General features: G+C 71.8%; 17 protein-coding genes. 1 reads left to right on the top strand and 16 read right to left on the bottom strand.

What is annotated here, in order from left to right; genetic code table 11:
• Positions 1 to 253: 253 nt before the first annotated feature.
• Positions 254 to 3,385, top strand: a complete 3,132-nt coding sequence (gene ileS / locus ACFVWU_RS16115; protein WP_387620582.1) for an isoleucine--tRNA ligase — start codon at positions 254 to 256, stop codon at positions 3,383 to 3,385.
• Positions 3,386 to 3,718: 333 nt separating this feature from the next.
• Here the strand turns inward: ileS and ACFVWU_RS16120 are convergent, their stop codons facing one another.
• From ACFVWU_RS16120 to rsmH, 16 genes are all read right to left on the bottom strand, one after another.
• Positions 3,719 to 5,062: a DivIVA domain-containing protein gene (locus ACFVWU_RS16120; protein WP_387620586.1), complete on the bottom strand. Its 1,344-nt coding sequence runs from the start codon at positions 5,060 to 5,062 to the stop codon at positions 3,719 to 3,721.
• A gap of 59 nt (positions 5,063 to 5,121) precedes the next feature.
• Positions 5,122 to 5,403, bottom strand: a complete 282-nt coding sequence (locus tag ACFVWU_RS16125; protein WP_030282903.1) for a YggT family protein — start codon at positions 5,401 to 5,403, stop codon at positions 5,122 to 5,124.
• 98 nt (positions 5,404 to 5,501) lie between these two features.
• Positions 5,502 to 6,113, bottom strand: coding sequence for a cell division protein SepF (locus ACFVWU_RS16130; protein ID WP_387620590.1), 612 nt, complete (start codon positions 6,111 to 6,113; stop codon positions 5,502 to 5,504).
• 304 nt (positions 6,114 to 6,417) lie between these two features.
• A complete protein-coding gene (locus ACFVWU_RS16135) occupies positions 6,418 to 7,227 on the bottom strand; it encodes a YggS family pyridoxal phosphate-dependent enzyme (protein WP_387620593.1) in 810 nt (269 codons plus the stop codon).
• Positions 7,227 to 7,958 carry a peptidoglycan editing factor PgeF gene (gene pgeF / locus ACFVWU_RS16140; RefSeq protein ID WP_387620595.1) on the bottom strand — a complete coding sequence of 244 codons (732 nt, stop codon included), beginning with the start codon at positions 7,956 to 7,958 and terminating at the stop codon, positions 7,227 to 7,229. Before pgeF ends, ACFVWU_RS16135 begins: the two co-directional genes overlap by 1 nt.
• On the bottom strand, positions 7,955 to 9,187 hold the full coding sequence (ftsZ, locus tag ACFVWU_RS16145; RefSeq protein ID WP_387620598.1) for a cell division protein FtsZ: 1,233 nt from the start codon (positions 9,185 to 9,187) through the stop codon (positions 7,955 to 7,957). Before ftsZ ends, pgeF begins: the two co-directional genes overlap by 4 nt.
• Before the next feature lie 364 nt (positions 9,188 to 9,551).
• Positions 9,552 to 10,328 carry a cell division protein FtsQ/DivIB gene (locus ACFVWU_RS16150; protein WP_387620600.1) on the bottom strand — a complete coding sequence of 259 codons (777 nt, stop codon included), beginning with the start codon at positions 10,326 to 10,328 and terminating at the stop codon, positions 9,552 to 9,554.
• Positions 10,321 to 11,427: an undecaprenyldiphospho-muramoylpentapeptide beta-N-acetylglucosaminyltransferase gene (gene murG, locus ACFVWU_RS16155; protein ID WP_387620603.1), complete on the bottom strand. Its 1,107-nt coding sequence runs from the start codon at positions 11,425 to 11,427 to the stop codon at positions 10,321 to 10,323. The genes ACFVWU_RS16150 and murG overlap by 8 nt, the downstream gene beginning before the upstream one ends.
• 6 nt (positions 11,428 to 11,433) lie before the next feature.
• Positions 11,434 to 12,741, bottom strand: a complete 1,308-nt coding sequence (gene ftsW, locus ACFVWU_RS16160; protein WP_387620606.1) for a putative lipid II flippase FtsW — start codon at positions 12,739 to 12,741, stop codon at positions 11,434 to 11,436.
• A gap of 294 nt (positions 12,742 to 13,035) precedes the next feature.
• A complete protein-coding gene (murD, locus tag ACFVWU_RS16165) occupies positions 13,036 to 14,478 on the bottom strand; it encodes a UDP-N-acetylmuramoyl-L-alanine--D-glutamate ligase (protein ID WP_387620610.1) in 1,443 nt (480 codons plus the stop codon).
• 11 nt (positions 14,479 to 14,489) lie between these two features.
• Positions 14,490 to 15,551, bottom strand: a complete 1,062-nt coding sequence (gene mraY / locus ACFVWU_RS16170) for a phospho-N-acetylmuramoyl-pentapeptide-transferase (RefSeq protein ID WP_387620639.1) — start codon at positions 15,549 to 15,551, stop codon at positions 14,490 to 14,492.
• Positions 15,551 to 16,954, bottom strand: coding sequence for a UDP-N-acetylmuramoyl-tripeptide--D-alanyl-D-alanine ligase (gene murF / locus ACFVWU_RS16175; protein ID WP_387620613.1), 1,404 nt, complete (start codon positions 16,952 to 16,954; stop codon positions 15,551 to 15,553). Before murF ends, mraY begins: the two co-directional genes overlap by 1 nt.
• Positions 16,951 to 18,603: a UDP-N-acetylmuramoyl-L-alanyl-D-glutamate--2,6-diaminopimelate ligase gene (locus tag ACFVWU_RS16180; protein WP_387620615.1), complete on the bottom strand. Its 1,653-nt coding sequence runs from the start codon at positions 18,601 to 18,603 to the stop codon at positions 16,951 to 16,953. Before ACFVWU_RS16180 ends, murF begins: the two co-directional genes overlap by 4 nt.
• A 6-nt stretch (positions 18,604 to 18,609) precedes the next feature.
• Entirely contained in the window at positions 18,610 to 20,844 is a 2,235-nt protein-coding gene (locus ACFVWU_RS16185; RefSeq protein ID WP_387620618.1) for a penicillin-binding transpeptidase domain-containing protein, read from the bottom strand.
• Positions 20,841 to 21,356, bottom strand: a complete 516-nt coding sequence (locus ACFVWU_RS16190; protein WP_387620621.1) for a cell division protein FtsL — start codon at positions 21,354 to 21,356, stop codon at positions 20,841 to 20,843. Before ACFVWU_RS16190 ends, ACFVWU_RS16185 begins: the two co-directional genes overlap by 4 nt.
• A gap of 126 nt (positions 21,357 to 21,482) precedes the next feature.
• Positions 21,483 to 22,457: a 16S rRNA (cytosine(1402)-N(4))-methyltransferase RsmH gene (rsmH, locus tag ACFVWU_RS16195; protein ID WP_387620623.1), complete on the bottom strand. Its 975-nt coding sequence runs from the start codon at positions 22,455 to 22,457 to the stop codon at positions 21,483 to 21,485.
• Positions 22,458 to 22,771 lie beyond the last annotated feature (314 nt).

Raw genomic sequence — 22,771 nt, forward strand, 5'->3', positions numbered from 1 at the left:
CGACGTACGCAGCCACCAGCGACCCGGGGACGGTGCGAGCCCGGGGGTGTGCACGACGGGAAGATCACCCCGGAGCCGCCGGAAGAACGGCCACCGCGCAGCCCGCGGCGGCCCACTAGACCCGGCAGCAAGCCCAAACAAGAGGGCCGCAACGCAGCACCGCGGCCAAGGAGGGTGGTACCGCGGGGCGGCCAGGCCGTCTCGTCCCTCCGGAGGATCCAGTCCCAGCATCCGCCGGAGGTAGACGCCCGCGATGAGCAGCTCCTACAACCCCGTCCCGGCGCAGGTGGACCTGCCTGCCCTGGAGCACCAGATCCTGTCGTTCTGGCAGGACAACAAGATCTTCCAGCGCAGCCTGGAGCAGTCCGAGGGCCGCCCCGAGTGGGTGTTCTACGAGGGCCCGCCGACCGCCAACGGCATGCCCGGCGCCCACCACATCGAGGCGCGCGTCTTCAAGGACGTCTTCCCGCGCTACCGGACGATGAAGGGCTACCACGTCGCCCGCAAGGCCGGTTGGGACTGCCACGGCCTGCCGGTCGAGCTGGCCGTCGAGAAGGAGCTGGGCTTCTCCGGCAAGCAGGACATCGAGAAGTACGGCATCGCCGAGTTCAACGCCAAGTGCCGCGAGTCGGTGACCCGCCACACCGACGAGTTCTCCAGGCTCACCACCCGCATGGGGTACTGGGTCGACCTCGACGAGGCCTACCGGACGATGGACCCGTCCTACGTCCAGTCCGTCTGGTGGTCGCTCAAGCAGATCTTCGACAAGGGCCTGCTGGTCCAGGACCACCGCGTCGCCCCCTGGTGCCCGCGCTGCGGCACCGGCCTGTCCGACCACGAGCTGGCCCAGGGCTACGAGACCGTGGTCGACCCCTCGGTCTACGTCCGCTTCCCGCTCACCGGCGGCCCGCTGGCCGGCCAGGCGGCCCTGCTCGCCTGGACCACCACCCCGTGGACCCTGGTCTCCAACACCGCCCTCGCGGTCAACCCGACGGTCACCTACGTGGTGGCCACCGACGGCAACGAGAAGCTGGTCGTCGCCGAGCCGCTGCTCGCCAAGGCCCTCGGCGAGGGCTGGGAGCCCACCGGCGAGTCCTTCACCGGCATCGAGATGGAGCACTGGAACTACCAGCGCCCGTTCGAGCTGGTCGAGATGGAGAACGCCCACTTCGTCCTCAACGCCGACTACGTCACCACCGAGGACGGCACCGGTGTCGTCCACCAGTCCCCGGCCTTCGGTGCGGACGACCTCGCGACCTGCCGCAAGTACGGCCTGCCGGTGGTCAACCCGGTGCTCGCCGACGGCACCTTCGCCCCCGAGGTCCCGCTGGTCGGCGGCCAGTTCTTCAAGAAGGCCGACGAGGCCCTGGTCGCGGACCTGAAGGAGCGCGGCCTGCTCTTCCGCCACGTGCCGTACGAGCACAGCTACCCGCACTGCTGGCGCTGCCACACCGCGCTGCTCTACTACGCGCAGCCGTCCTGGTACATCCGGACCACCGCCGTCAAGGACGCGCTGATCCGCGAGAACGAGGCCACCAACTGGTTCCCGGAGACGGTCAAGCACGGCCGCTTCGGCGACTGGCTGAACAACAACATCGACTGGGCGCTCAGCCGCAACCGCTACTGGGGCACCCCGCTGCCGATCTGGCGCTGCGAGGAGGGCCACCTGACCTGCGTCGGCTCGCTGGCCGAGCTGACCGAGCTCACCGGCACCGACCAGAGCGGCCTCGACCCGCACCGCCCGTTCATCGACGAGGTGACCTTCGCCTGCCGCGACTGCGGCGGCACCGCCACCCGCGTGCCCGAGGTCATCGACGCCTGGTACGACTCGGGCTCGATGCCCTTCGCCCAGTACGGCTACCCGTACCAGAACAAGGAGCTGTTCGAGAAGCGCTACCCGGCGCAGTTCATCTCCGAGGCGATCGACCAGACCCGCGGCTGGTTCTACACGCTGATGGCGGTCGGCACCCTGGTGTTCGACAAGAACAGCTACGAGAACGTCGTCTGCCTGGGCCACATCCTGGCCGAGGACGGCCGCAAGATGTCCAAGCACCTGGGCAACACCCTGGAGCCGATCCCGTTGATGGACCAGCACGGCGCCGACGCCGTGCGCTGGTTCATGGCGGCCGGCGGCTCGCCCTGGTCGGCCCGCCGGGTCGGCCACGGCACCATCCAGGAGGTGGTCCGCAAGACCCTCCTCACCTACTGGAACACCGTCGCCTTCCAGGCCCTGTACGCCCGCACCTCGAACTGGGCCCCCTCGGCGAGCGACCCGGCCCCGGCCGACCGCCCGCAGCTGGACCGCTGGGTGCTCTCCGAGCTGAACACCCTGGTCCGCGAGGTCGACGCGGCCCTCGAGGCGTACGACACCCAGCGCGCCGGCAAGCTGCTCTCCGGCTTCGTCGACGACCTCTCCAACTGGTACGTCCGCCGCGGCCGCCGCCGCTTCTGGCAGGGCGACGCCGCCGCGCTCGCCACCCTGCACGAGGCGCTGGAGACGGTCACCCGCCTGATGGCCCCGCTCACCCCGTTCATCACCGAGCGGGTCTGGCAGGACCTGGTCGTCCCGGTCACCCCGGCCGCCCCGGCCTCGATCCACCTGGCCACCTGGCCGGTGGCCGACGAGAGCCTGATCGACACCGAGCTCTCCCGGCACATGGCGCTGGTCCGCCGCCTGGTCGAGCTGGGCCGCGCCACCCGCGCCGAGTCCGGCGTGAAGACCCGTCAGCCGCTGTCCCGCGCGCTGGTCGCCGCCCAGGGCTGGGAGGAGCTGCCCGCCGACCTGCGCGCGCAGATCGCCGAGGAGCTCAACGTCACCACCCTGGAGTCGTTGGCGGAGGTCGGCGGCTCGCTGGTCGACACCACCGCCAAGGCCAACTTCCGCGCGCTGGGCAAGCGCTTCGGCAAGGGCGTGCAGGACGTCGCCAAGGCGGTCGCCGCCACCGACGCCGCCCGCCTGGCCGCCGAACTGCGCGCCGACGGCGCGACCAGCGTCGAACTCGACGGCGAGACGATCACCCTGTCGCCCGATGAGGTGATCATCACCGAGACCCCGCGCGAGGGCTGGGCCGTCGCCAACGAGTCCGGCGCCACCGTCGCCCTCGACCTGGCCATCACCCCGGAGCTCAAGCGCCTCGGCATCGCCCGCGACGCCATCCGCCAGATCCAGGAGGCCCGCAAGAACTCCGGCCTGGACGTCGCCGACCGCATCGTCCTCCGCTGGCGCGCCACCTCCGAGGAGACCGCCGAGGCCATCGCCGAACACGGCCCCCTCGTCGCCGAAGAGGTTCTCGCCACCGACTTCGCCGCCGGCACGGCCGACTGGACCTCCGAGACCTTCACCGACGAATCCCTCGGCCTCGCCTTCCAACTCCGCAAGGCCTGACCACCCCACCCGAACCGCCGCCCGGCTCCCGAGCCGGGCGGCGGTTCCGCTTTGTCCGCCCTCGACACTTCCCGGCACCCTCCCCGCACCCCACGCCTCCCCCGCACCCCCGCACGCCCGCGCGCCCTCTCCGTCCCCGTCCTCCCGCGCGCCCTCCCCATCCCGTGCCCCTGCGCCCCGACACGGGCGCGGGGAACCACGCACAACGGAAGCCCCCCTCCCGCGATCCGGCCCTCCCCCGTCCCCCTCCCAGCCCCGACGCAAAAAGAGCGCCCCCTCCCCGACCCGAAGGTCAGAAAGGGGACGCCCTCAAAGAGCCCTGCTACGACAACCTCAGTTGTCGCCGTCCTCGTCGATCAGGAAGCCCCGCATCGGCGCCGGAGCCTGCTGCATCGGCTGCGGCGGCTGCGGCCGGACCGCCGCCATCGGCTGGGTCATCCCGGCCGGCTGCATCTGCGGAGCCCCGCTGTTGCCACCGGCGGGCTGCCCGCCGAAGCTCGGCGCCGGCGGGTTACCGCCGAAGGAGCTCTGCCCACCGAACGACGGCGAGCTGCCACCGAAGGACGGCTGGTTGCCACCGAACGACGGTGCACCGGAGGTCATCGCACCGGCACCGGCCGGAGCCATCGACGAGGCCGCCGGCGGCAGCGACGCGGTGGCGGGGATCCGCGGCGGGGCGAGCGAGTCGTCGGCCTGCGACTCCAGCTGACGCAGCTGGGTCTCCAGGTACGACTTCAGACGCGTCCGGTACTCACGCTCGAACGCCCGCAGGTCCTCGACCTTGCGCTCCAGCGTGGCCCGCGCGGACTCCAGCGAGCCCATCGCGACGCGGTGCTTCTCCTGCGCGTCCCGCTCCAGGGCGTCGGCCTTGGCACGGGCGTCGCGCTCCAGGCCCTCGGCCCGGCTGCGCGCCTCGCCGACGATCTTGTTGGCCTCGGAGCGGGCCTCGGAGATCGCCTGGTCGGCGGTCTGCTGGGCGAGCGCCAGCACGCGGGCGGCGCTGTCGCCGCCGGGGCCCTGCTGCTGCATCGGGCCGCCCATCGGGCCACCCATCTGCTGCGGCGGACCGCCCATGGGGCCGCCCATCGGCTGCATCTGCTGCTGGCCCATGCCCTGGCCCATCGGGTTGCCCATCTGCTGCGGGCCACCGGGACCGCCCATGGGCTGGAGCATCTGACCGCCCATCGGCTGGACCAGCTGCTGCTGGCCGCCCATGGTCTGGTTCATCTGCTGCTGCGGGCCGCCCATCTGCTGGGGGCCACCCGGACCGGCCGGGAGCTGCGGGGCGCCGGAGGGCAGGCCGAGGGGCTGGTTGCCCATCTGCTGCTGCTGGGGACCACCAGGGCCCATCTGCTGCGGGCCACCGGGGCCCATCTGCTGCGGACCGCCCGGGCCCTGCTGGCCGGGGATCGGCGGGCCGGATATGGCGGCCGGGACGGGAGCGGCGGGACGCTGCGCGTCCTGCGGCGGTTCCTTCCGCATGTTGGCCTGGTTCTGCGCGGCGGCGCGAGTCGCGGCGGCCAGCTTGGCCCGCAGGTCCTCGTTCTCCCGGAGGAGGCGGGTCAGCTCCGCCTCGACCTCGTCGAGGAAGGCATCGACCTCGTCCTCGTCATAGCCTTCACGCAGGCGGACGGTCGTGAACTGCTTGTTCCGAACGTCCTCGGGGGTCAATGGCATCTCTTCACCTCAACGTGATCGTCGGCACACCGGCATCCTGTCGCATCGCTCACCTACGACTAGGGGTGCACAAGCGAGATCAGGACATACACAATGATCATCAGTACGAAGAAGGACAGGTCGAGCGCCACGCCCCCGAAACGCAACGGCGGAATGAACCGCCGAAGAAGCTTGAGCGGCGGATCCGTGACAGTGTACGTGGCCTCCAGGACCAGGACCATGGCCTTGCCGGGCCGCCACGAACGCGCGAACTGGAAGACCCAGTCCATGACCAGTCGCACGAGCAGGAACACCAGGAAGACGGTCAGGGCGTAGTAGAGCACCGCCCACACGATGTCCATCGCGTTTCCCTCTCCCCGGTCCAGGGCCCTAGGGCCTGCCGCTCGTCACCTGTCGCCAACCACTGTCGATCAGATCCACACGTAAAGTCGTGGCCGGGTCAGCTCTGGTTGAAGAACCCACCCTCGGCGATCCGAGCCTTGTCCTCCGCCGTGACATCGACGTTAGCAGGCGACAGCAGGAACACCTTCTGTGTCACGCGCTCGATACTGCCGTGCAGACCGAAGACGAGTCCAGCGGCGAAGTCTACGAGCCGCTTCGCGTCGGTGTCGTCCATCTCGGTCAGATTCATGATCACGGGGGTACCGCCACGGAACTGTTCCCCGATGGTACGGGCCTCGTTGTAGGTCCGAGGGTGCAGCGTGGTGATGCGGTAGGGCTCTCGTTCGTTCACTACCTTGGGCATGATCACCGGGGCGCTCTTCTCCAGATTGTGGCGGCGTTCGGGTGTGATGGACGACACGGGAGCCATCCTCGGGGTCTCCTGCCGGATCGGCACCGCCGCCGGGACCGGTTGCGGGGTGATCGAGGAGACCGGGGCGGGTGCTGCTGCGGGGGCGGCCGGTCGGGGAATGTCCTCGGTCCGCTGCCCGGTACGGATCGGCTCGGGGTCCGCGTCGTAGTCGTCGTCGGGGTCGTACCCCTGGCCGTCGTACGTCTCGTCCTCCACGAGGCCGAGGTAGACCGCCATCTTGCGCATCGCGCCGGCCATGCTCCTGTCTCCTCCGCTCATGGCCACCTCGCTGACGCTCGGTGGCTGCTTCGCGAAACGCGCACCTTCCGATGGTCGCTCGCTTCGCTCGCTCCGTGCGGACCACCGGCTCCGACTCGACGGCCGGGCCACGGCCCCGCCTGCGGATCCCGCAGTCCGCCCACGACGGCCCGTCAAGGCGACGCGCCGTCAGGGTTCGTGGGTAGGGGCCGCGGAGCTGCGATCCACGGTTCGCTAGCGCTCCGGAGAGCTGCTAGATTCTGTCCTATTTTGTCCTGCAGTCTGATCTACTTACCCGGTGACGTTACCCGAGGGGTGACCTCACTCCGAGTACCGCCGTTCCGACGCGCACATGTGTCGCCCCGGCGGCAATCGCCTGCTCAAGGTCGCCGCTCATCCCTGCGGAGACCATGGTGGCAGCCGGATGGGCCGCCCGTACGGCGGTTGCGATTTCCGCCAGCCGGTCGAAGGCGCGCACCGGGTCGCCGGCCAGTGGACCGGCCAGCGGAGCGACGGTCATCACACCGTCCAGTCGCAGCCCGGGCGTGTCGGCGATCGCGTCGGTGAGTTCCGCGACGTCCTCCGGGGCGACCCCGGCGCGGTGCGCGCCCTCACCGTGCTCCTTGTCCAGCGCCACCTGCACCAGGCAACCCAGCTCCGGGCGCTCGGACTTCAGTACCGCCGCCGAGAGCGACTCGACCAGCCGCAGCCGGTCCACCGAGTGCACGTGGTTCGCGTACCCGACGACCGAGCGGACCTTGTTGGTCTGCAGCTGTCCGACGAAGTGCCAGTCAAGAGGAAGGTTTCTGCACTGCTCCGCCTTGGGCGCGGCGTCCTGATCGCGGTTCTCCGCGACGTCCGTCACCCCCAGTCCGGCCAGCAGCGCGGTGTCCTCGGCCGGGTACGTCTTGGTGACGACGATCAGGGTGATGTCCTCGCGCGGGCGCCCGGCGGCCGCACAGGCGTCCACGATCCGGCGCTCGACCACGTCGAGGTTGGTCCCCAGTTCCTCGAACCGGGCCCGCTGACCGTCCGTCAGCGCCTCCAGCCAGCTCTTGTCCGGGAAGAAGGGGCCCGGGCCCCCCGGGAACGGTCCGTAGATGTCGTTCGTCATCAGTGATCAGAGCCCAACCAGACGTAGCTCGCGAGCCGGCCCGTGCGCTGCTCACGACGATAGGAGAAGTGATCGGCGGATTCGAGGGTGCAGACCGATGATCGCACCAGCTCGGTGACCCCCACCGCGGACAGCTGGGCCGCGACCCCCTCCGGCACGTCCAGGGCCGGGGTGCCCCACGAGGTCTCGGCGAAGGCCGCCGGGACCGCCTCGGCGACTTCGGCGCGCAGCCGGGCCGGCACCTCGTAGCAGCGGCCGCAGACCGCGGGGCCGGTGGCGGCGGTGATCCGCGCCGGCTCGGCCCCCAGTTCGACCATCGCCTTGACGACCGCGGGCACCACCCCTGCCGCCAGCCCGGGCCGGCCCGCGTGGGCCGCGCCCACCACACCCGCCACCGGGTCGGCCAACAGCACCGGAGTGCAGTCCGCGGTCAGCACCGCGAGCGCGAGCGGCCGGTCGGTGACCACCGCGTCCACCGTGGGGGCCTCCCCCAGCGGCTGGCGCTCCGTCACCACGACGACCTCGGCGCCGTGCACCTGGTTCATCCACACCACGTCGGCCGGGTCCAACCCCAGCTCCCGGGCGGCGATCGCCCGGTTCTCCCGGACGACCTCCGGGTCGTCCCCCACGGCGCCGCCGAGGTTGAGCTCCCCGTACGGCGAAGTGCTCACCCCGCCCCACCTGTCGGTGAAGGCGAAGTGAGCACCCGCGTGTACCGCGTGATCGATCACTTAAGGAAGTCCGGGACGTCGAGCTCCTCGGCCGGGCTCTCCACGAACGGCTGCCGGGCCGGCTGCACCTGCGGCGGCACCGGGGCGGACGCGGTCGTGGTGGCCTGGGTCTCGGCCGGACGGGACGGGGCGGCCGGGGCCTCCCCCTCCGAACGGGACGTCACCGAGCCGATGCTCCCGTAGGACGGACGGCCGGCCGGGCGCTCCGGGGCGGCCGGCGGGGTGGCCGGGGAGGCGGGGGTGGTGGACTTGACCACCGGGTCGCGGACGATCGCCGGCGGCTGGCCGCCGTCGAAGCCGGCCGCGATGACGGTGACCCGCACCTCGTCGCCGAGCGCGTCGTCGATGACCGCACCGAAGATGATGTTGGCCTCGGGGTGGGCGGCCTCGCTGACCAGCTGGGCCGACTCGTTGATCTCGAACAGGCCGAGGTCGGAGCCGCCCGAGATGGACAGCAGCACGCCGCGGGCGCCGTCGATCGAGGCCTCCAGCAGCGGCGAGGAGATCGCCATCACGGCGGCCGCCTTGGCGCGGTCCTCACCGCGGGCCGAGCCGATGCCCATGAGCGCCGAACCGGCGTCCGACATGACGGACTTGACGTCGGCGAAGTCGAGGTTGATCAGACCCGGGGTGGTGATCAGGTCGGTGATGCCCTGGACACCCGAGAGCAGGACCTGGTCCGCGGACCGGAACGCGTCGAGCACGCTGACCTGGCGGTCCGAGATGGACAGCAGTCGGTCGTTGGGGATCACGATGAGGGTGTCGACCTCTTCGCGCAGGGCGGCGATGCCGTCCTCGGCCTGGTTGGCCCGGCGACGTCCCTCGAAGGTGAAGGGCCGGGTGACCACGCCGATGGTCAGGGCGCCCAGCGAGCGGGCGATGTTGGCGACGACGGGCGCGCCGCCCGTGCCCGTGCCACCACCCTCACCGGCGGTCACGAAGACCATGTCGGCCCCCTTGAGGACCTCCTCGATCTCCTCGCGGTGGTCCTCGGCGGCCTTGCGGCCGACCTCGGGGTTGGCGCCGGCGCCGAGGCCCCGGGTGAGTTCACGGCCCACATCGAGCTTGACGTCGGCGTCGCTCATGAGGAGGGCCTGCGCATCGGTGTTGATCGCGATGAACTCGACGCCCTTGAGACCGACCTCGATCATCCGGTTGATGGCGTTGACACCACCGCCGCCGATACCGACGACCTTGATGACTGCGAGGTAGTTCTGCGGTGCTGCCACGTCGAAGGCCTCTCGCCTCGAGATTCCGGGTCGGCCCGGCCCGGGCGAGGGGCCGTACCGACGGATGTCGATGGGTAGGGAGCCTGGTTTCTGACTGAATGTCCGAAATGCCGACCGCCGACCCCAACCCTAAACTTGACCTTTAGGGTTAGTCCTGTGCCTCCGTCACATCGCCAGGGGACACAGTCTGGTGACACAGGACACTAGGTGGCTCCGGGCACGCGTTTCAACGAACACGCCGAGCTTCCCTTTTTCTTTTGAGCCTATGTGATCATCGGCCGGCAATGGAAACCGGGGTGACCACCAAGAGTCGGGCCGACACTTCGAGGCGTCAACCCCTCCCTCGGGCACAGAATCTAGCGGATCACCCGGACACCGCCGGCGCCTCCGGCGCACTCACGTCGAAGTTGGCGCCCTTCTGAGCCATCAGCGCCTGCAGCACCCGGGCCTTGCGGTCGTTCTGCTCCGGGCTGCCCCAACGCACCGTCGCACCCCCGCTGAGCTGCAGTTCGATGTCGTCGTAGGAGTGCACGAGGACCGATCCGGCCCGCTTGGCGATCTCCGGCGGAAGGCCCGCGGCCACCGCCACCGCACCCTGCACCAGCTGAGCGCGGGAGATCACCCCGGCCACGTCTTTTGCCTGCTGGCTGAGCCGCAGCTCCACCACCGGCACGCCCTCCGGCGGGGCCGCCTCGGTGGCGAAGCTCACGCCGGTGGCATCCACCTGGGTGAACTGGCCGTCTTCCCCCTTGACGGCGGCCGCGGCGGTCCGCTGCACCACCTTGACCTGCAGGGTGTGCGGCCAGCCCCGCCACACCTCGGCCTTGGCCACCCGGGGGATCGCCTCCACCCGGTGCCTGACCTCGTCCAGGTCCACCCGGGCCAGCGGGCCGCCGGCCAGCCCGCCGACCGCGTCGCGGACCTGGTCCGACGTCAGCTTCTCGTCCTTCGTGCCCTGGACGGCGACATCGCGCACGTCCAGCGCCGGGGAGTAGAACACCAGCCAGGCCAGCCCGCCCAGCACCGCGGCGACGAGCACGCTCAGCACCACGATGCCCCGCCGGGAGAGCCGGAGGCGGGGAGCGGACTCCTCCCCCTCCAGCTCCTCGTCCAGAGGGTCGGCGAGCCGACCGTCAGCCACGGCGCCGGCCGCCCCGGTGGGCCTGGATCGCCTCGTACACCATGCCGACCAGCAGGTCGTCGGCGTCCCGGCGGCCGAACTCGGCCGCGGCCCGGCTCATGTCCCACAGCCGCTGGGGGTCGGTGAGCACCGGCAGCACGTTCTGCAGCACCCAGTCCGCGGTCAGCTCGGCGTCGTCCACCAGCAGACCGCCGCCGGCCTTGACCATCGGCTGGGCGTTCAGCCGCTGCTCGCCGTTGCCGATCGGCAGCGGCACGAAGGCGGCGGGCAGGCCGACCGCGGCCAGCTCGGCCACCGTCATGGCGCCGGCCCGGCAGAGCATCAGGTCGGCGGCCGCGTAGGCGAGGTCCATCCGGTCGATGTACGGCACCGGACGGTACGGCGGCATCCCGGGGACGTCCGCGACCTGCGGCAGCTCGTTCTTCGGGCCGACCGCGTGCAGGATCTGCACGCCGTACTGCTGGAGCCGCGGGGCGATCGCGGTGACCGTCTCGTTCAGCCGGCGCGCGCCCTGGGAGCCGCCGGAGACCAGCAGGGTGGGCAGCCGCTGGTCGAGGCCGAAGTACTGGCGGGCCTCCGGCCGGGTGACGTTGCGGTCCAGGGTGGCGATGGTCCGGCGCAGCGGGATGCCGATGTACCGGGAGTCGCGCAGCTTGCTGTCCGGGGTGGAGACGGCCACGAAGTCGGTGTAGCGGGCACCGATCTTGTTGGCCAGGCCCGGGCGGGCGTTGGCCTCGTGCACCACGATCGGCACGCCGGCCCGCTTGGCGGCCAGGTAGGCGGGCATCGCGACGTAACCGCCGAAGCCGACCACGGCGTCGGCGTTGACCCGCTCGATGATCTCCTGGGCGGCCCGGACGGTGCCGCGCAGCCGGCCGGGGACCGTGATCAGCTCGGGGGTGGGCTTGCGGGGCAGCGGGACGGCCGGGATGAGCTCCAGCTGGTAGCCGCGCTCGGGCACCAGCCGGGTCTCCAGACCCTTCTCGGTGCCCAGGGCGGTGATCCCGATGGACGGGTCGTGCCTGCGGAGGGCGTCCGCGAGGGCCATGGCCGGCTCGATGTGACCGGCGGTCCCCCCGCCGGCGAGTACGACATGCACCGAAATTCACCGCTCCCTGCGTGCCGGCCCGGGGGCCGGGCGCGCTGTGGTTCGTCGTCGTGGCAGCACCCGGGCCAGTCGCTTCCTGATCCGGGAGTTCTTGCTCCGGGCGGCCAGGGCCGCCTTCGCGCCCGAGGAGCTGCGTGCCAGGCACAGCAGCACTCCGATCGCGGACATGGCCGACAGCATGGCGGAACCGCCGTAGGAGAACAGCGGGAGCGGGACGCCCGCGATGGGCAGCAGTCCCAGTGCCGACCCCAGGTTGATCATGGCCTGCGCCATGATCCAGGTGGTGGCGGCTCCCGCGGCGTACCTGACGAAGGTGTCCTTCGTACCGATGGCCACACGGATACCCGCGTAGCCTAGTGCCGCGAAGAGACCGATCACCGACAGCGTCCCCACCAGGCCCAGTTCCTCGCCGGTCGCGGCGAAGATGAAGTCGGTGTGCGCCTCGGGCAGCTGGCCCCACTTCTCCATGCCCGCTCCGAGGCCGGTGCCGAAGCCGCCGCCGAGCGCGAACGAGTACACGCCGTGCAGGGCCTGGAAGCAGGCGCCATCCGGGTCGAGCTTGGTGACGCCGATGCAGCCCAGGCGCTCGGCCCGGTGCGGGACGGTGATCACCAGGGCGGTGCAGACCACGACCGCCACCCCGAGGGTGGCCACGAACAGCCGCAGCGGCGCGCCGACCATCCAGAGCAGCGCGAACACCATGGCCACCAGGATCATCGAGGTGCCCATGTCGCCGCCGATCATGATCAGCGCGAGCAGCAGCAGGGCACCCGGCACCAGCGGCACCAGCAGGTGCTTCCACGAGCTGAGGGTGCCGGCCTTCTGCTTGCGGGCGAGCAGGTCTGCGCCCCAGAGCACCAGCGCGAGCTTGGCGAACTCGGAGGGCTGGAACTGGAAGAACCCGAAGTCCAGCCAGTTCTGGTTGCCGTTGATCCGCACCCCGATGCCGGGCACGGCGACCAGCGCGAGCGCGCCGATCACCCCGAACATCACGGGATAGACGATCACCCGCAGCACCGCCACCGGGACGGAGGCGAAGCCGACCAGCAGGACCAGGCCGAGGATGGCCGCGATCAGCTGCTTGAGGAAGTAGTACTGCGCCGTGTGGTGCTGGTTCAGGGCCAGGATCTGCGAGGCCGAGAAGACCATCATCAGGCCCAGCACCACCAGCAACAGCGTGGTGCCGACGACCAGCAGGTACGGCGTGAGCGGCCGGTCCAGCCAGTACCGCACGCGGGCCCGGAAGGCCTGCAGGCGGCCCAGCGGACCGGCCGACTTGTACTTGGTCGTGGTGGCGGAGATCACTCGCCACGGCTCGGCGGCATCCTGCTTGGAAACGCCGGAATCCGCCCTGCCCTGCCCCGCCACCGCTCCCCGCTCCCTTTCATTTGCGGCTCGTTCGCCTCCGGGCCGCTCCGACCCGACGCCGACGGTCGTCGCTCCGATGCCCCTCGTTCCTCGGAGCCTCCTCGCTTCTCCCTTTCGGCGTCGGCGCGGCCCTTTGGCTCACTCGCGGCGGCCCTTCGGCTCACTCCCCGAGGTTCGCCCGTCCCGGACGGCCGGCGCGGCCCTTCGGCTCACTCCCGGCGGCCCTTCGGCTCACTCGCCGGAGGGGTTCGCCAGCTCTCGGACGGCCGCCGCGAACAGGTCGCCGCGCTCGCCGTAGTTGGTGAACATGTCCATCGAGGCGCAGGCCGGGGCCAGCAGCACCGTGTCACCCGATCGGGCGAGCGACGCGGCCGTGCGAACCACCTCGGTCATCGCCACCGCGCCAGTCTGGCCCTCGGCCGCCTCGATCACCGGGACATCCGGAGCGTGTCGCTCCAGCGCCTCGCGGATCAGCGCCCGGTCCTGGCCGATCAGCACGACCGCGCGCAGCCGCTCGGCCGCGCCCTGGACCAGGTCGTCGAAGGTCGCGCCCTTGGCCAGGCCACCGGCGATCCAGACGATCGGCCGGTAGGCGGCCAGCGAGGCCGCCGCGGCGTGGGTGTTGGTGGCCTTGGAGTCGTCGATGTACGTGACCTCGCGGACCACGCCGACCTCGGCGATCCGGTGGGCGTCCGGGCGGAAGGCCCGCAGGCCCTCCCGGACGGCCTTCGGCTCGACCCCGTAGGCCCGGGCCAGCGCCGCCGCGGCGAGCGCGTTGGCGATGTTGTGCGGGGCCGGCGGGTTGACGTCCTCGACGGAGCCCAGCTCGGCCGCGTTCTTGGTCCGGTCCTCGACGAAGGCGCGGTCCACCAGCAGGCCGTCCACCACGCCGAAGTTCGACGGGCTCGGCGCGCCGAGACCGAAGCCGATCGCCCGGCAGCCCTCCTCGACGTCGGCCTCCATGACCAGCGCCTCGGTGGCCGGGTCGGCCAGGTTGTACACGCAGGCGACCACGTTGCCCTCGTAGATCCGGCCCTTGTCGGCGGCGTACGCCTCCATGGAGCCGTGCCAGTCGAGGTGGTCGGGTGCCAGGTTGAGCACCGCCGCCGAGTACGGGCGCAGCGAGGGCGCCCAGTGCAGCTGGTAGCTGGAGAGCTCGACGGCGAGCACGTCGTACGGCTCCTCGGCGAGCACCGCGTCCAGTACCGAGACCCCGACGTTGCCGACGGCGGCGGTGCGCTTGCCGGCCGCCGTGAGGATCGAGGCGAGCATCTGGACGGTGGTGGTCTTGCCGTTGGTGCCGGTGACGGCCAGCCAGGGGGCGGGCTCGCCGGTGCCCGGCAGCGGCTTGCGCAGCCGCCAGGCCAGCTCGACGTCGCCCCAGACCGGGACGCCGGCTGCCTCGGCGGCGGCGAACAGCGGGCTGTCGGGGGCCCAGCCGGGCGAGGTGACGATCAGCCGGGTGCCCTCGGGCAGGCTCGCGCCGTCGCCCAGGCGCACCGTGACGCCCAGCGCCTCCAGCTCGGCGGCGCGGGCCTTGAGGCCCTCGCCGCTGCCGCCGTCCACCACGGTGACGCTCGCGCCGAGCCCGTTCAGGACGCGCGCGGCGCTGATGCCCGAGACGCCGAGGCCGGCGACCACCACGGGCAGGTCATTGAACTGCGACTCGATCATCTGGGGATTCATCATCCGGTCCGGTATCCCGCGTAGAAGAGGCCGAGGCCGACGGCCACGCACAGACCCTGGATGATCCAGAAGCGGACCACGACCAGGACCTCGCTCCAGCCCTTGAGTTCGAAGTGGTGTTGCAGTGGTGCCATCTTGAAGACGCGCTTGCCGGTCATCCGGAAGGAGCCGACCTGGATGATCACCGACAGGGTGATGATCATGAAGAGGCCGCCGAGCAGGATCAGCAGCAGCTCGGTGCGGGAGCAGATCGCCAGACCGGCCAGGGCGCCGCCGAGGGCCAGCGAGCCGGTGTCACCCATGAAGATCTTGGCGGGCGAGGTGTTCCACCACAGGAAGCCGAAGCAGGAGCCCATCAGGGCGGCGGCCACCACCGCGAGGTCCAGCGGGTCGCGGACGTCGTAGCAGACGTTGGTGGCGGAGATGAAGTAGGCGCAGCTCTGGGTGTACTCCCAGACGCCGATGAAGGTGTAGGCGCCGAAGGCCATCACCGAGGCGCCGGTGGCGAGGCCGTCCAGGCCGTCCGTCAGGTTCACGCCGTTGGAGGTCGCCGCGATCATGAAGTACGCGAAGATGACGAACAGCACCGGGCCGATCGCCCACTGGAAGTCGCGTACGAAGGACAGCTTCTCGGAGGCCGGGCTGAGCCCGCGGTCGTCGTGGAACTGCAGCGCCAGGATGGCGAACACCAGGCCGACGATCGACTGGCCGGCCAGCTTCGCCTTGGCCCGCAGGCCCAGCGAGCGGCGCTTGACCACCTTGATGTAGTCGTCCAGGAAGCCGACCAGGCCGAGGCCCGTGGTCAGGAAGAGCACCAGCAGCCCGGAGGCGGTCGGGCTGTCGCCCGTTATCGCCTTCGTGGCGAAGTACGCGATCAGGGTCGCCAGGATGAAGGCGATGCCGCCCATGGTGGGCGTGCCCTTCTTGCTGTGGTGCGCCTTGGGGCCGTCGTCGCGGATGTACTGGCCGTAGCCCTGCCGGGCGAGCAGCTTGATCAGGGCGGGCGTGCCGACCAGCGAGAGGATCAGGCCGATCATCCCGGAGAAGAGGATCTGCTTCATCATCGGGCAGCACCGTCCGCAAGGAGGGCCTCGGCCACCTTCTCCAGCCCCACCGAACGGGACGCCTTCACCAGGACCACATCCCCCGGCCGCAGCTGACTGCGCAGCAGCTCGACCGCCGCGTCCGCGTCGGACACCAGCACCGACTCCTCACCCCACGAACCTTCGTTCCTCGCGCCGAGTTCCATGCAGGCCGCCTCGCGTCCGCCGACCGCCACCAGCTTGGTGACGTCCAGCCGGACGGCGAGCCGCCCGATGGCGTCGTGCTCGGCCAGGCTGTCCTCGCCGAGCTCCCGCATCTCGCCGAGCACCGCCCAGGTGCGGCGGCGCTCCGGACCGCGGCCACCCATCGAGACCAGCGCCCGCAGCGCGGCCCGCATCGAGTCGGGGTTCGCGTTGTAGGCGTCGTTGACGACGGTGACACCATCGGCCCGGTCGACGACCTCCATGCGCCAGCGGGACAGCGCACCCGCCTCGCCCAGGGCTGCCGCGGTGTCGTCGACGGTCATCCCGAGCTCCATCGCCACCGCGGCGGCGGCGAGGGCGTTCGAGACGTGGTGCTCACCGTACAGGCGCAGCTGCACGGGAGCGGAACCGGCCGGGGTGGTGAGCGTGAACGATGGCCGTCCGGTGGCGTCCAGGCGAACGTCGGTCGCCCGGACGTCGGCCTCCGGGGACTCCCCGAAGAAGACCACCTTCGCCCTGGTCCGGGAGGCCATCGCGCGCACCAGCCGGTCGTCCGCGTTGAGGATCGCGGCGCCCTCGGCGGGCAGCGCCTCGACCAGCTCGCCCTTGGCCTCGGCGATCGCCTCCTGGGAGCCGAACTCGCCGACGTGGGCGGTGCCGACGTTGAGCACCAGGCCGATCCGGGGCGGGGTGATCGAGGTGAGGTACTCGATGTCGCCCTTGTGCCGGGCGCCCATCTCCATGACCAGGTGCCGGGTGCCGGCCTCGACCCGCAGCGCGGTCATCGGGTGACCGATCTCGTTGTTGAGCGAGCCGGGCGGGAAGACGGTCTCGCCGTGGCGCTGGAGCAGCTGGGCGATCAGGTCCTTGGTGCTGGTCTTGCCGGCCGAGCCGGTCAGTGCGACCACGGCGGTGCCCTCGGCGCGGGCGACCACGGTGCGGGCCAGCTTGCCGAGCGCCTCCACCACACTGTCGACCAGGACGGCGGGCACGCCGACCGGGCGGGAGGCCAGCACCGCGACGGCGCCGGCCTCGACCGCCGTGACGGCGTAGTCGTGGCCGTCCACGCGCTCGCCGACGAAGGCCGCGAACAGGCCGCCGGGGCACACCTTCCGCGAGTCGACCTCGACCGGGCCGGTGACCAGGACGTCCGGGTCCGCGCCGTCCAGGGTGCCGCCGACCGCGGCGGCCACCTCGGCGAGGGTCAGTGCGATCACTGCTGCTCTACTCCTCGGTCGCCCCCGGCGGCCGTGGTCCGCGCGATGGATTCGCGCAGCACCTCCCGGTCGTCGAAGGGGCGGATCTCGTCTCGTACGTACTGGCCGAGCTCGTGGCCCTTGCCGGCCACCAGCACGGTGTCCCCCGCCCGGGCGCGGGCGACGGCGAGCTGGATCGCCTCGGCCCGGTCGGGGACGACCAGGACGGCCCCGCGCTCGGCCTCGGGCACCGCGGCGGCGCCGGTCAGCATGCTGGCGAGGATCGCCAGCGGGTCCTCGCTGCGCGGGTTGTCGCTGGTCAGCAGGGCGGTGTCGGCGAGGCGGGCGGCGATGGCGCCCATCGGGCCGCGCTTGTGCGGGTCGCGGTCGCCGCCGCAGCCGACGACCACGTGCAGGCGGCCCTTGGTGACCTCGCGCAGCGAGGCGAGGACGGCCTGCAGGGCGTCCGGCTTGTGGGCGTAGTCCACGACGGCGACGAACGGCTGTCCGGCGTCCACCCGCTCCAGCCGGCCCGGCACGCCGGGGACGGCGGCGACGCCGGCCACGGCAAGCTCCAGCGGCAGCCCGGCGGCGACCAGCACGGTGATCGCGGCGACCGCGTTGGAGACGTTGAACGGGCCGGGCAGCGGCGCGACCGCGTCGGCCTCGGCACCGTCCGGGCCGAGCAGCCGGAAGGTGGAGCTCACCGGGCCGAGCTGGACGTCCACGGCCCGCCAGTCGGCCTCGGCGGCGCCGGCGGCCGAGAAGGTGGTCACCGGGATCTTGGCCTCGGCGGCCAGCCGGCGGCCGTACTCGTCGTCCAGGTTGATCACGCCGTGGCGGGACTTGCCGGGCTGGAAGAGCCGGGCCTTCGCCTGGAAGTAGTCCTCCATGTCCGGGTGGAAGTCGAGGTGCTCGGGGGTGAGGTTGTTGAACAGCGCGACGTCGTACGCCACCCCGTCGGTGCGGCCGAAGACCAGGGCGTGGCTGGAGACCTCCATGGTCACCGCGTCCGCGCCGCGCTCGGCCATCACGCCGAGGATCGCGTGCAGGTCGGTGGCCTCGGGGGTGGTGCGCTCGCTCTTGATCCGCTCCTCGCCGACCCGCATCTCCACGGTGCCGATCACGCCGGGGCTGCGCCCGGCGCCGCGCAGACCGCCCTCGACCAGGTACGAGGTGGTGGTCTTGCCGTTGGTGCCGGTCAGCCCGATCATCAGCAGCCGCTCGGACGGGCGGCCGTAGACGATCGCGGCCAGCTCGCCCATCCGGGCCCGCGGCCGGTCGACGACCAGCAGCGGCAGACCGGTGGGGGCGGCCAGCTCGGCGCCCGCGGGGTCGGTGAGCACGGCCACCGCGCCGGCGTCCGCGGCCTTGGCCGCGAAGGCCGCGCCGTGGTGGTTGGCGCCCGGGAAGGCCACGTACACGTCGCCCGGGCGCACCGCGCGGGAGTCGTGGGTGACGCCGGTGACGGCGCCGCCCTCGACGGGCGGCAGGCCCAGCTGAGCGGCCAGCTCGGCGAGCGGCAGGGCGGCGCTCCCGGTCGGGCGGGGCGGACTCACGGTGGTTTGATCGGGTTTCGGCACGGCGGGAAGGCTATCCGCCGAAGGGTGCCCAGGGCCAAACCGGGCCTTCTCGGCGTCGCCGGCCGCACCGGCCCGCTGGTTGCTCATCCGCGCTCACGGCTTCCACTCGACGGGCAGGTTGGGCGCCTGGCTGCCGCTCGGCGGGACCTGCATGGTCTTCAAGGTGAACTCCATCACCTGCTTGAACACCGGCCCGCACAGCTGGCCGCCGAAGTGGCCGTTGACCGGGCCCTGGAGGGTACAGGAGACGGTGTACCGGGGGGCGTCGGCCGGGGCGAAGCCGATGAAGGAGGCGGTGTAGCCGTCGTAGCCGACCCCGTTGGCGGCCCCCCGGTTGGCGGTACCGGTCTTGCCGGCGACCCGGTAGCCGGGGATGGCGGCCTTGCCGCCCGTGCCCTGCTCGTCGTCGACGACCGACTCCAGCATCGAGGTGAGGGTCTTGGCGGTCTGCTCGCCGACCACCCGGGTCTGCTCCCCCGGCGGGGTCGGGGTGAACTTGCCGTCCGGCCCGGTGGTGCCCTGGACGATGCTGGGAGCGACCCGCACCCCGCCGTTGGCGATCGTCGAGTACACCGAGGTGGCCTGCAGCGCGTTCATCTGCAGCGGGCCCTGGCCGAAGGAGATGTTGTACTTCTCCGAGGCGACCAGGTCCTCCGGCTTCTTGAGCATCCCGGGGGTCTCCCCGGGGAAGTTCAGGCCGGTCGGCTGGGCCACGCCGAACTTGCGCATGTAGCCGTCCAGCACCTGGTTGGCCTTCAGCTGGTCGCCGTCGCCGAGGGTCTCGACCGCCTCGATGGTGCCGATGTTGGAGGACTTGGCGAGCACCCCGGCCAGGGTCAGGTACCAGTCGCCGTGCTCGACGTCGTCCTTGAACTGCTGGCCCGCCCGGACCAGCCGGTTCGGCACGGTGACCTTGGTGTCCCAGTTGGCCTTGCCGGAGTCCAGGACGGCCGCCAGGCTCATCAGCTTGGCCGTGCTGCCCGGCTCGTAGGCGTCGACCAGGGCCGGGTTGCCCATCTGGGACTGCTTGGAGAGGCTCAGGTCGTTCGGGTTGAAGCCGGGAGCGGTGGCCATCGCGAGGACCTGACCGGTCTTCACGTCCTGGACCACCACGTAGCCCTTCTCCGCGCCTGAGTTGGCCACCTGGTCGGTGATCGCCCGCTGGGCGGCCCACTGGATGTCCCGGTTGATGGTCAGCTTGACGTCGCTGCCGGGCACGGCCTCGTCCATCGAGCCCCCGGCGGTGGGCACCAGCCGCCCGCCCGCCTGGGCGTAGCTGCTGTGGCCGTCCTTGCCGGCCAGCAGCTTCTGGTACTGCAGTTCCAGGCCGCCCGCGCCCGCGCCGTCGCCGTTGACGAAGCCGATCAGGTTGGCGGCCAGGCCGTCCGCCGGGTAGACCCGCTTCTGGGTCTCCTGGTTGAACACCCCGGCCAGCGGGTTGGCGCACTCGTTGTCCACCCGGGTCCGCCCGCCCTGGTCGGCGGGCTTGCCGAGCAGCTTCTTCTGGGCCAGGCAGGTGCGCGAGCCGGCCTGCTTCTCCAGGGTCGACTTCAGGTCGCTGATCTGGTTCTTGGCAGCCGGGGTCTGCTGGGCGGCGAGCCGCTTGTAGCGGGTCTTGGGGGTGTGCAGGTCGGTGGCGAGCTTCTCCTTGGGCACGCCGAGGATCGGCGACAGCAGGGCGGCCGCCTGCTCCGGCGCGTCCGGGATGCCGGTCGCCTCCGGGGTGAACATCGCCGGGTCGGCGGTGATGTCGTACGCGTCGACGGTGGCCGCCAGCGCGACCCCGTCGGAGGACGTTATCGAGCCGCGCTCGGCGGTGATCGGGATGTTCAGGTAGCGGTTGGTGTTGGCGTCGGCGGCCAGCGCGTCGGCGTCCACCAGCTGGAGCTGCACCAGACGCCCGGCGAAGACCGAGAACACCAGGGACAGCACCACGGTGATCACCCGCAGCCGACGCTTCGGCTCGGCCAGCTTCAGCGCCTTGGGGCGCTGCGGCGGGCGGGTCTTCGGACGCGGCCGCACCGCCGCCTGGCTGCGGGCCGGCGGACGGCCCTCGGGGCGGCGCTGCTGCGGCGCGCGCGGGGTACGGGCGGCGGTGGCCTTGGCGGGCTGGGCCTTGGCCGACTGGCCGCGCGCGGGCTGGCCCTTGGCGGCCTGCGGCTTGGCGGGCTGAGGCTTGACGGGCTGTGGCTTCGCGGCCTGCGGCTTCGCGGCCTGGCCCTTCGCCGGCTGGCTGCGGCCCGCGGCGGGCCGGGGCGCACCGGTGCGCGGCGGCTGACGACGGCCCGAACCGGAGCCCGAGCCCGACGGCTGACGGGGAGTGGTCACCGGTTGCCACCCCCGTGCGGCGCGGGCGAGACCGGGTTGAGCTGGATCACCGAGTCACCGGCCGAGGCCGCCGGGGTCGGCGTCGACGGGGCCGCGGCCGGGGTGGTCGGCTGCGCGGTGGGCCGCGCCGAAGGCGCCGGGGCGCCCTGCGCAGCCGGGGAGGCCTTCATCGGCCACGGATCGACCGTCGACTTCTTCACCGGCGGGCTGTCCTGCGCCGGTCCGGGTGTGCCGATCACCTTGCCTCCGTTCGGCACGTCCAGGAAGGCCATCCCCCCGGCCGGGACCATGCCCAGCTCGCCGGCCCGCTTGGCCAGCGCGTCCGGGGCCGAGCTCTGGTCGATCTCGTGCTGGAGACTCTGCTGCTCGTCGGTCGCCTTGGTGGTCTGCTTCTGCAGCCGGGACAGCTCGAAGGAACCCTCGTTGAGCGCGGTGTTCAGCGCCAGCAGCCCGAACAGACCGCCGGCCAGCAGCATCACCACGAGCACCGCGAACGGCGTGCGCCCCCGCACGGGGCGCCGCCCCGGCCGGACCGTGATGCGCGCCCTGCCCTGTCCGGGGAGTCCTCCCCGCCCCGCCCGGACCTCACCGGCCACCGGCCCCACCGCTTTCCTCCGCCCTTCGGACCCCGCCGAGCCTCAGCCCCGCTTGCTTCGGTCCCTGATCCTCTCCGCCACCCGCAGTCGGACGGGCGCGGCGCGCCGGTTCTCCTCGATCTCCTGCTCGGTGGCCAGCTCGGCACCTCGGGTGATCAGTTTGAGCCAGGGCTGGTGCTCCTCCGGGATGAACGGGAGCCCCGGCGGGGCGGTGCTGGTCGCCCCGGCGGCGAAGTACTGCTTCACCAGCCGGTCCTCCAGCGACTGGTACGACATCACGACCATCCGGCCGCCGAGCGCCAGGACGTCCAGCGCCCCCGGGATCGCCCGGTCCAGGACCTCCAGCTCGCCGTTGACCTCGATCCGCAGTGCCTGGAACGTCCGCTTGGCCGGGTTCCCGCCGGTCCGACGGGTCGCCGCCGGAATGGCGTTGCGCACCAACTCGACCAGACGCGCGCTGTTGGTGAACGGTTCCTTGGCCCGCTCCCGCAGGATGACCGAGGCGATCTTCCCGGCGAACCGCTCCTCGCCGTACACCTTGAGGATCCGGGCCAGGTCACCGTGGCTGTAGGTGTTCAGCACCTCCGCCGCGCTGATCCCCCGGGTCTGGTCCATCCGCATGTCCAGCGGCGCGTCCTGGGCGTACGCGAAACCGCGGTCGGCCTCGTCCAGCTGCATCGAGGAGACGCCGAGGTCGAACAGGATGCCGTCCACCTCGTCGATGCCCAGGCGCTCCAGCACCTCGGGGATCTCGTCGTACACCGCGTGCACCAGGGTGGCCCGGTCGCCGAACGGGGCCAGCCGCTCGCCGGACAGCTTCAGCGCCTGCGGGTCGCGGTCCACCGCGACCAGCCGGACCTCCGGGAACTGGGTGAGCAGCGCCTCGCTGTGCCCGCCGAGTCCGAGGGTGGCGTCCACCACCACGGCACCGGGGCGCGAGATCGCGGGGGCGAGGGCGTCCATGCACCGCTGCAGCATCACCGGAACGTGCTTGGGACCCGGTTCGTTGGTGGTCATGCGCGGTGGCGCCCTTCCTCGGTGCGGAGCAGCCCGATCTCCGGGAGCTCCGACCATTCTCGCCCACCGTCCCCCGACACGACGACGCGGCCCGTGGTCCCCGCCCGCTCAGGGGGAAGGTCGTGACCGCCCGGCGCCGGGGAAGGTGCGCCAGGTGGGCACGGAGCGGGTGGAGGCCATGAGCCGCATCGACCGGTCCACACCGGCCGACAAGGCCCGGTTGACGGGCTCCGGCGGGTGTGCTCCAGTGCGGCGCAACTCTATCGCGCGGCCCCCGGCAGTCAATGGTCCGCTCCGGCGCACCACCCGGGCGG

The sequence above is a fragment of the Kitasatospora sp. NPDC058190 genome (genome assembly GCF_042883685.1).
GTDB lineage: Bacteria > Actinomycetota > Actinomycetes > Streptomycetales > Streptomycetaceae > Kitasatospora.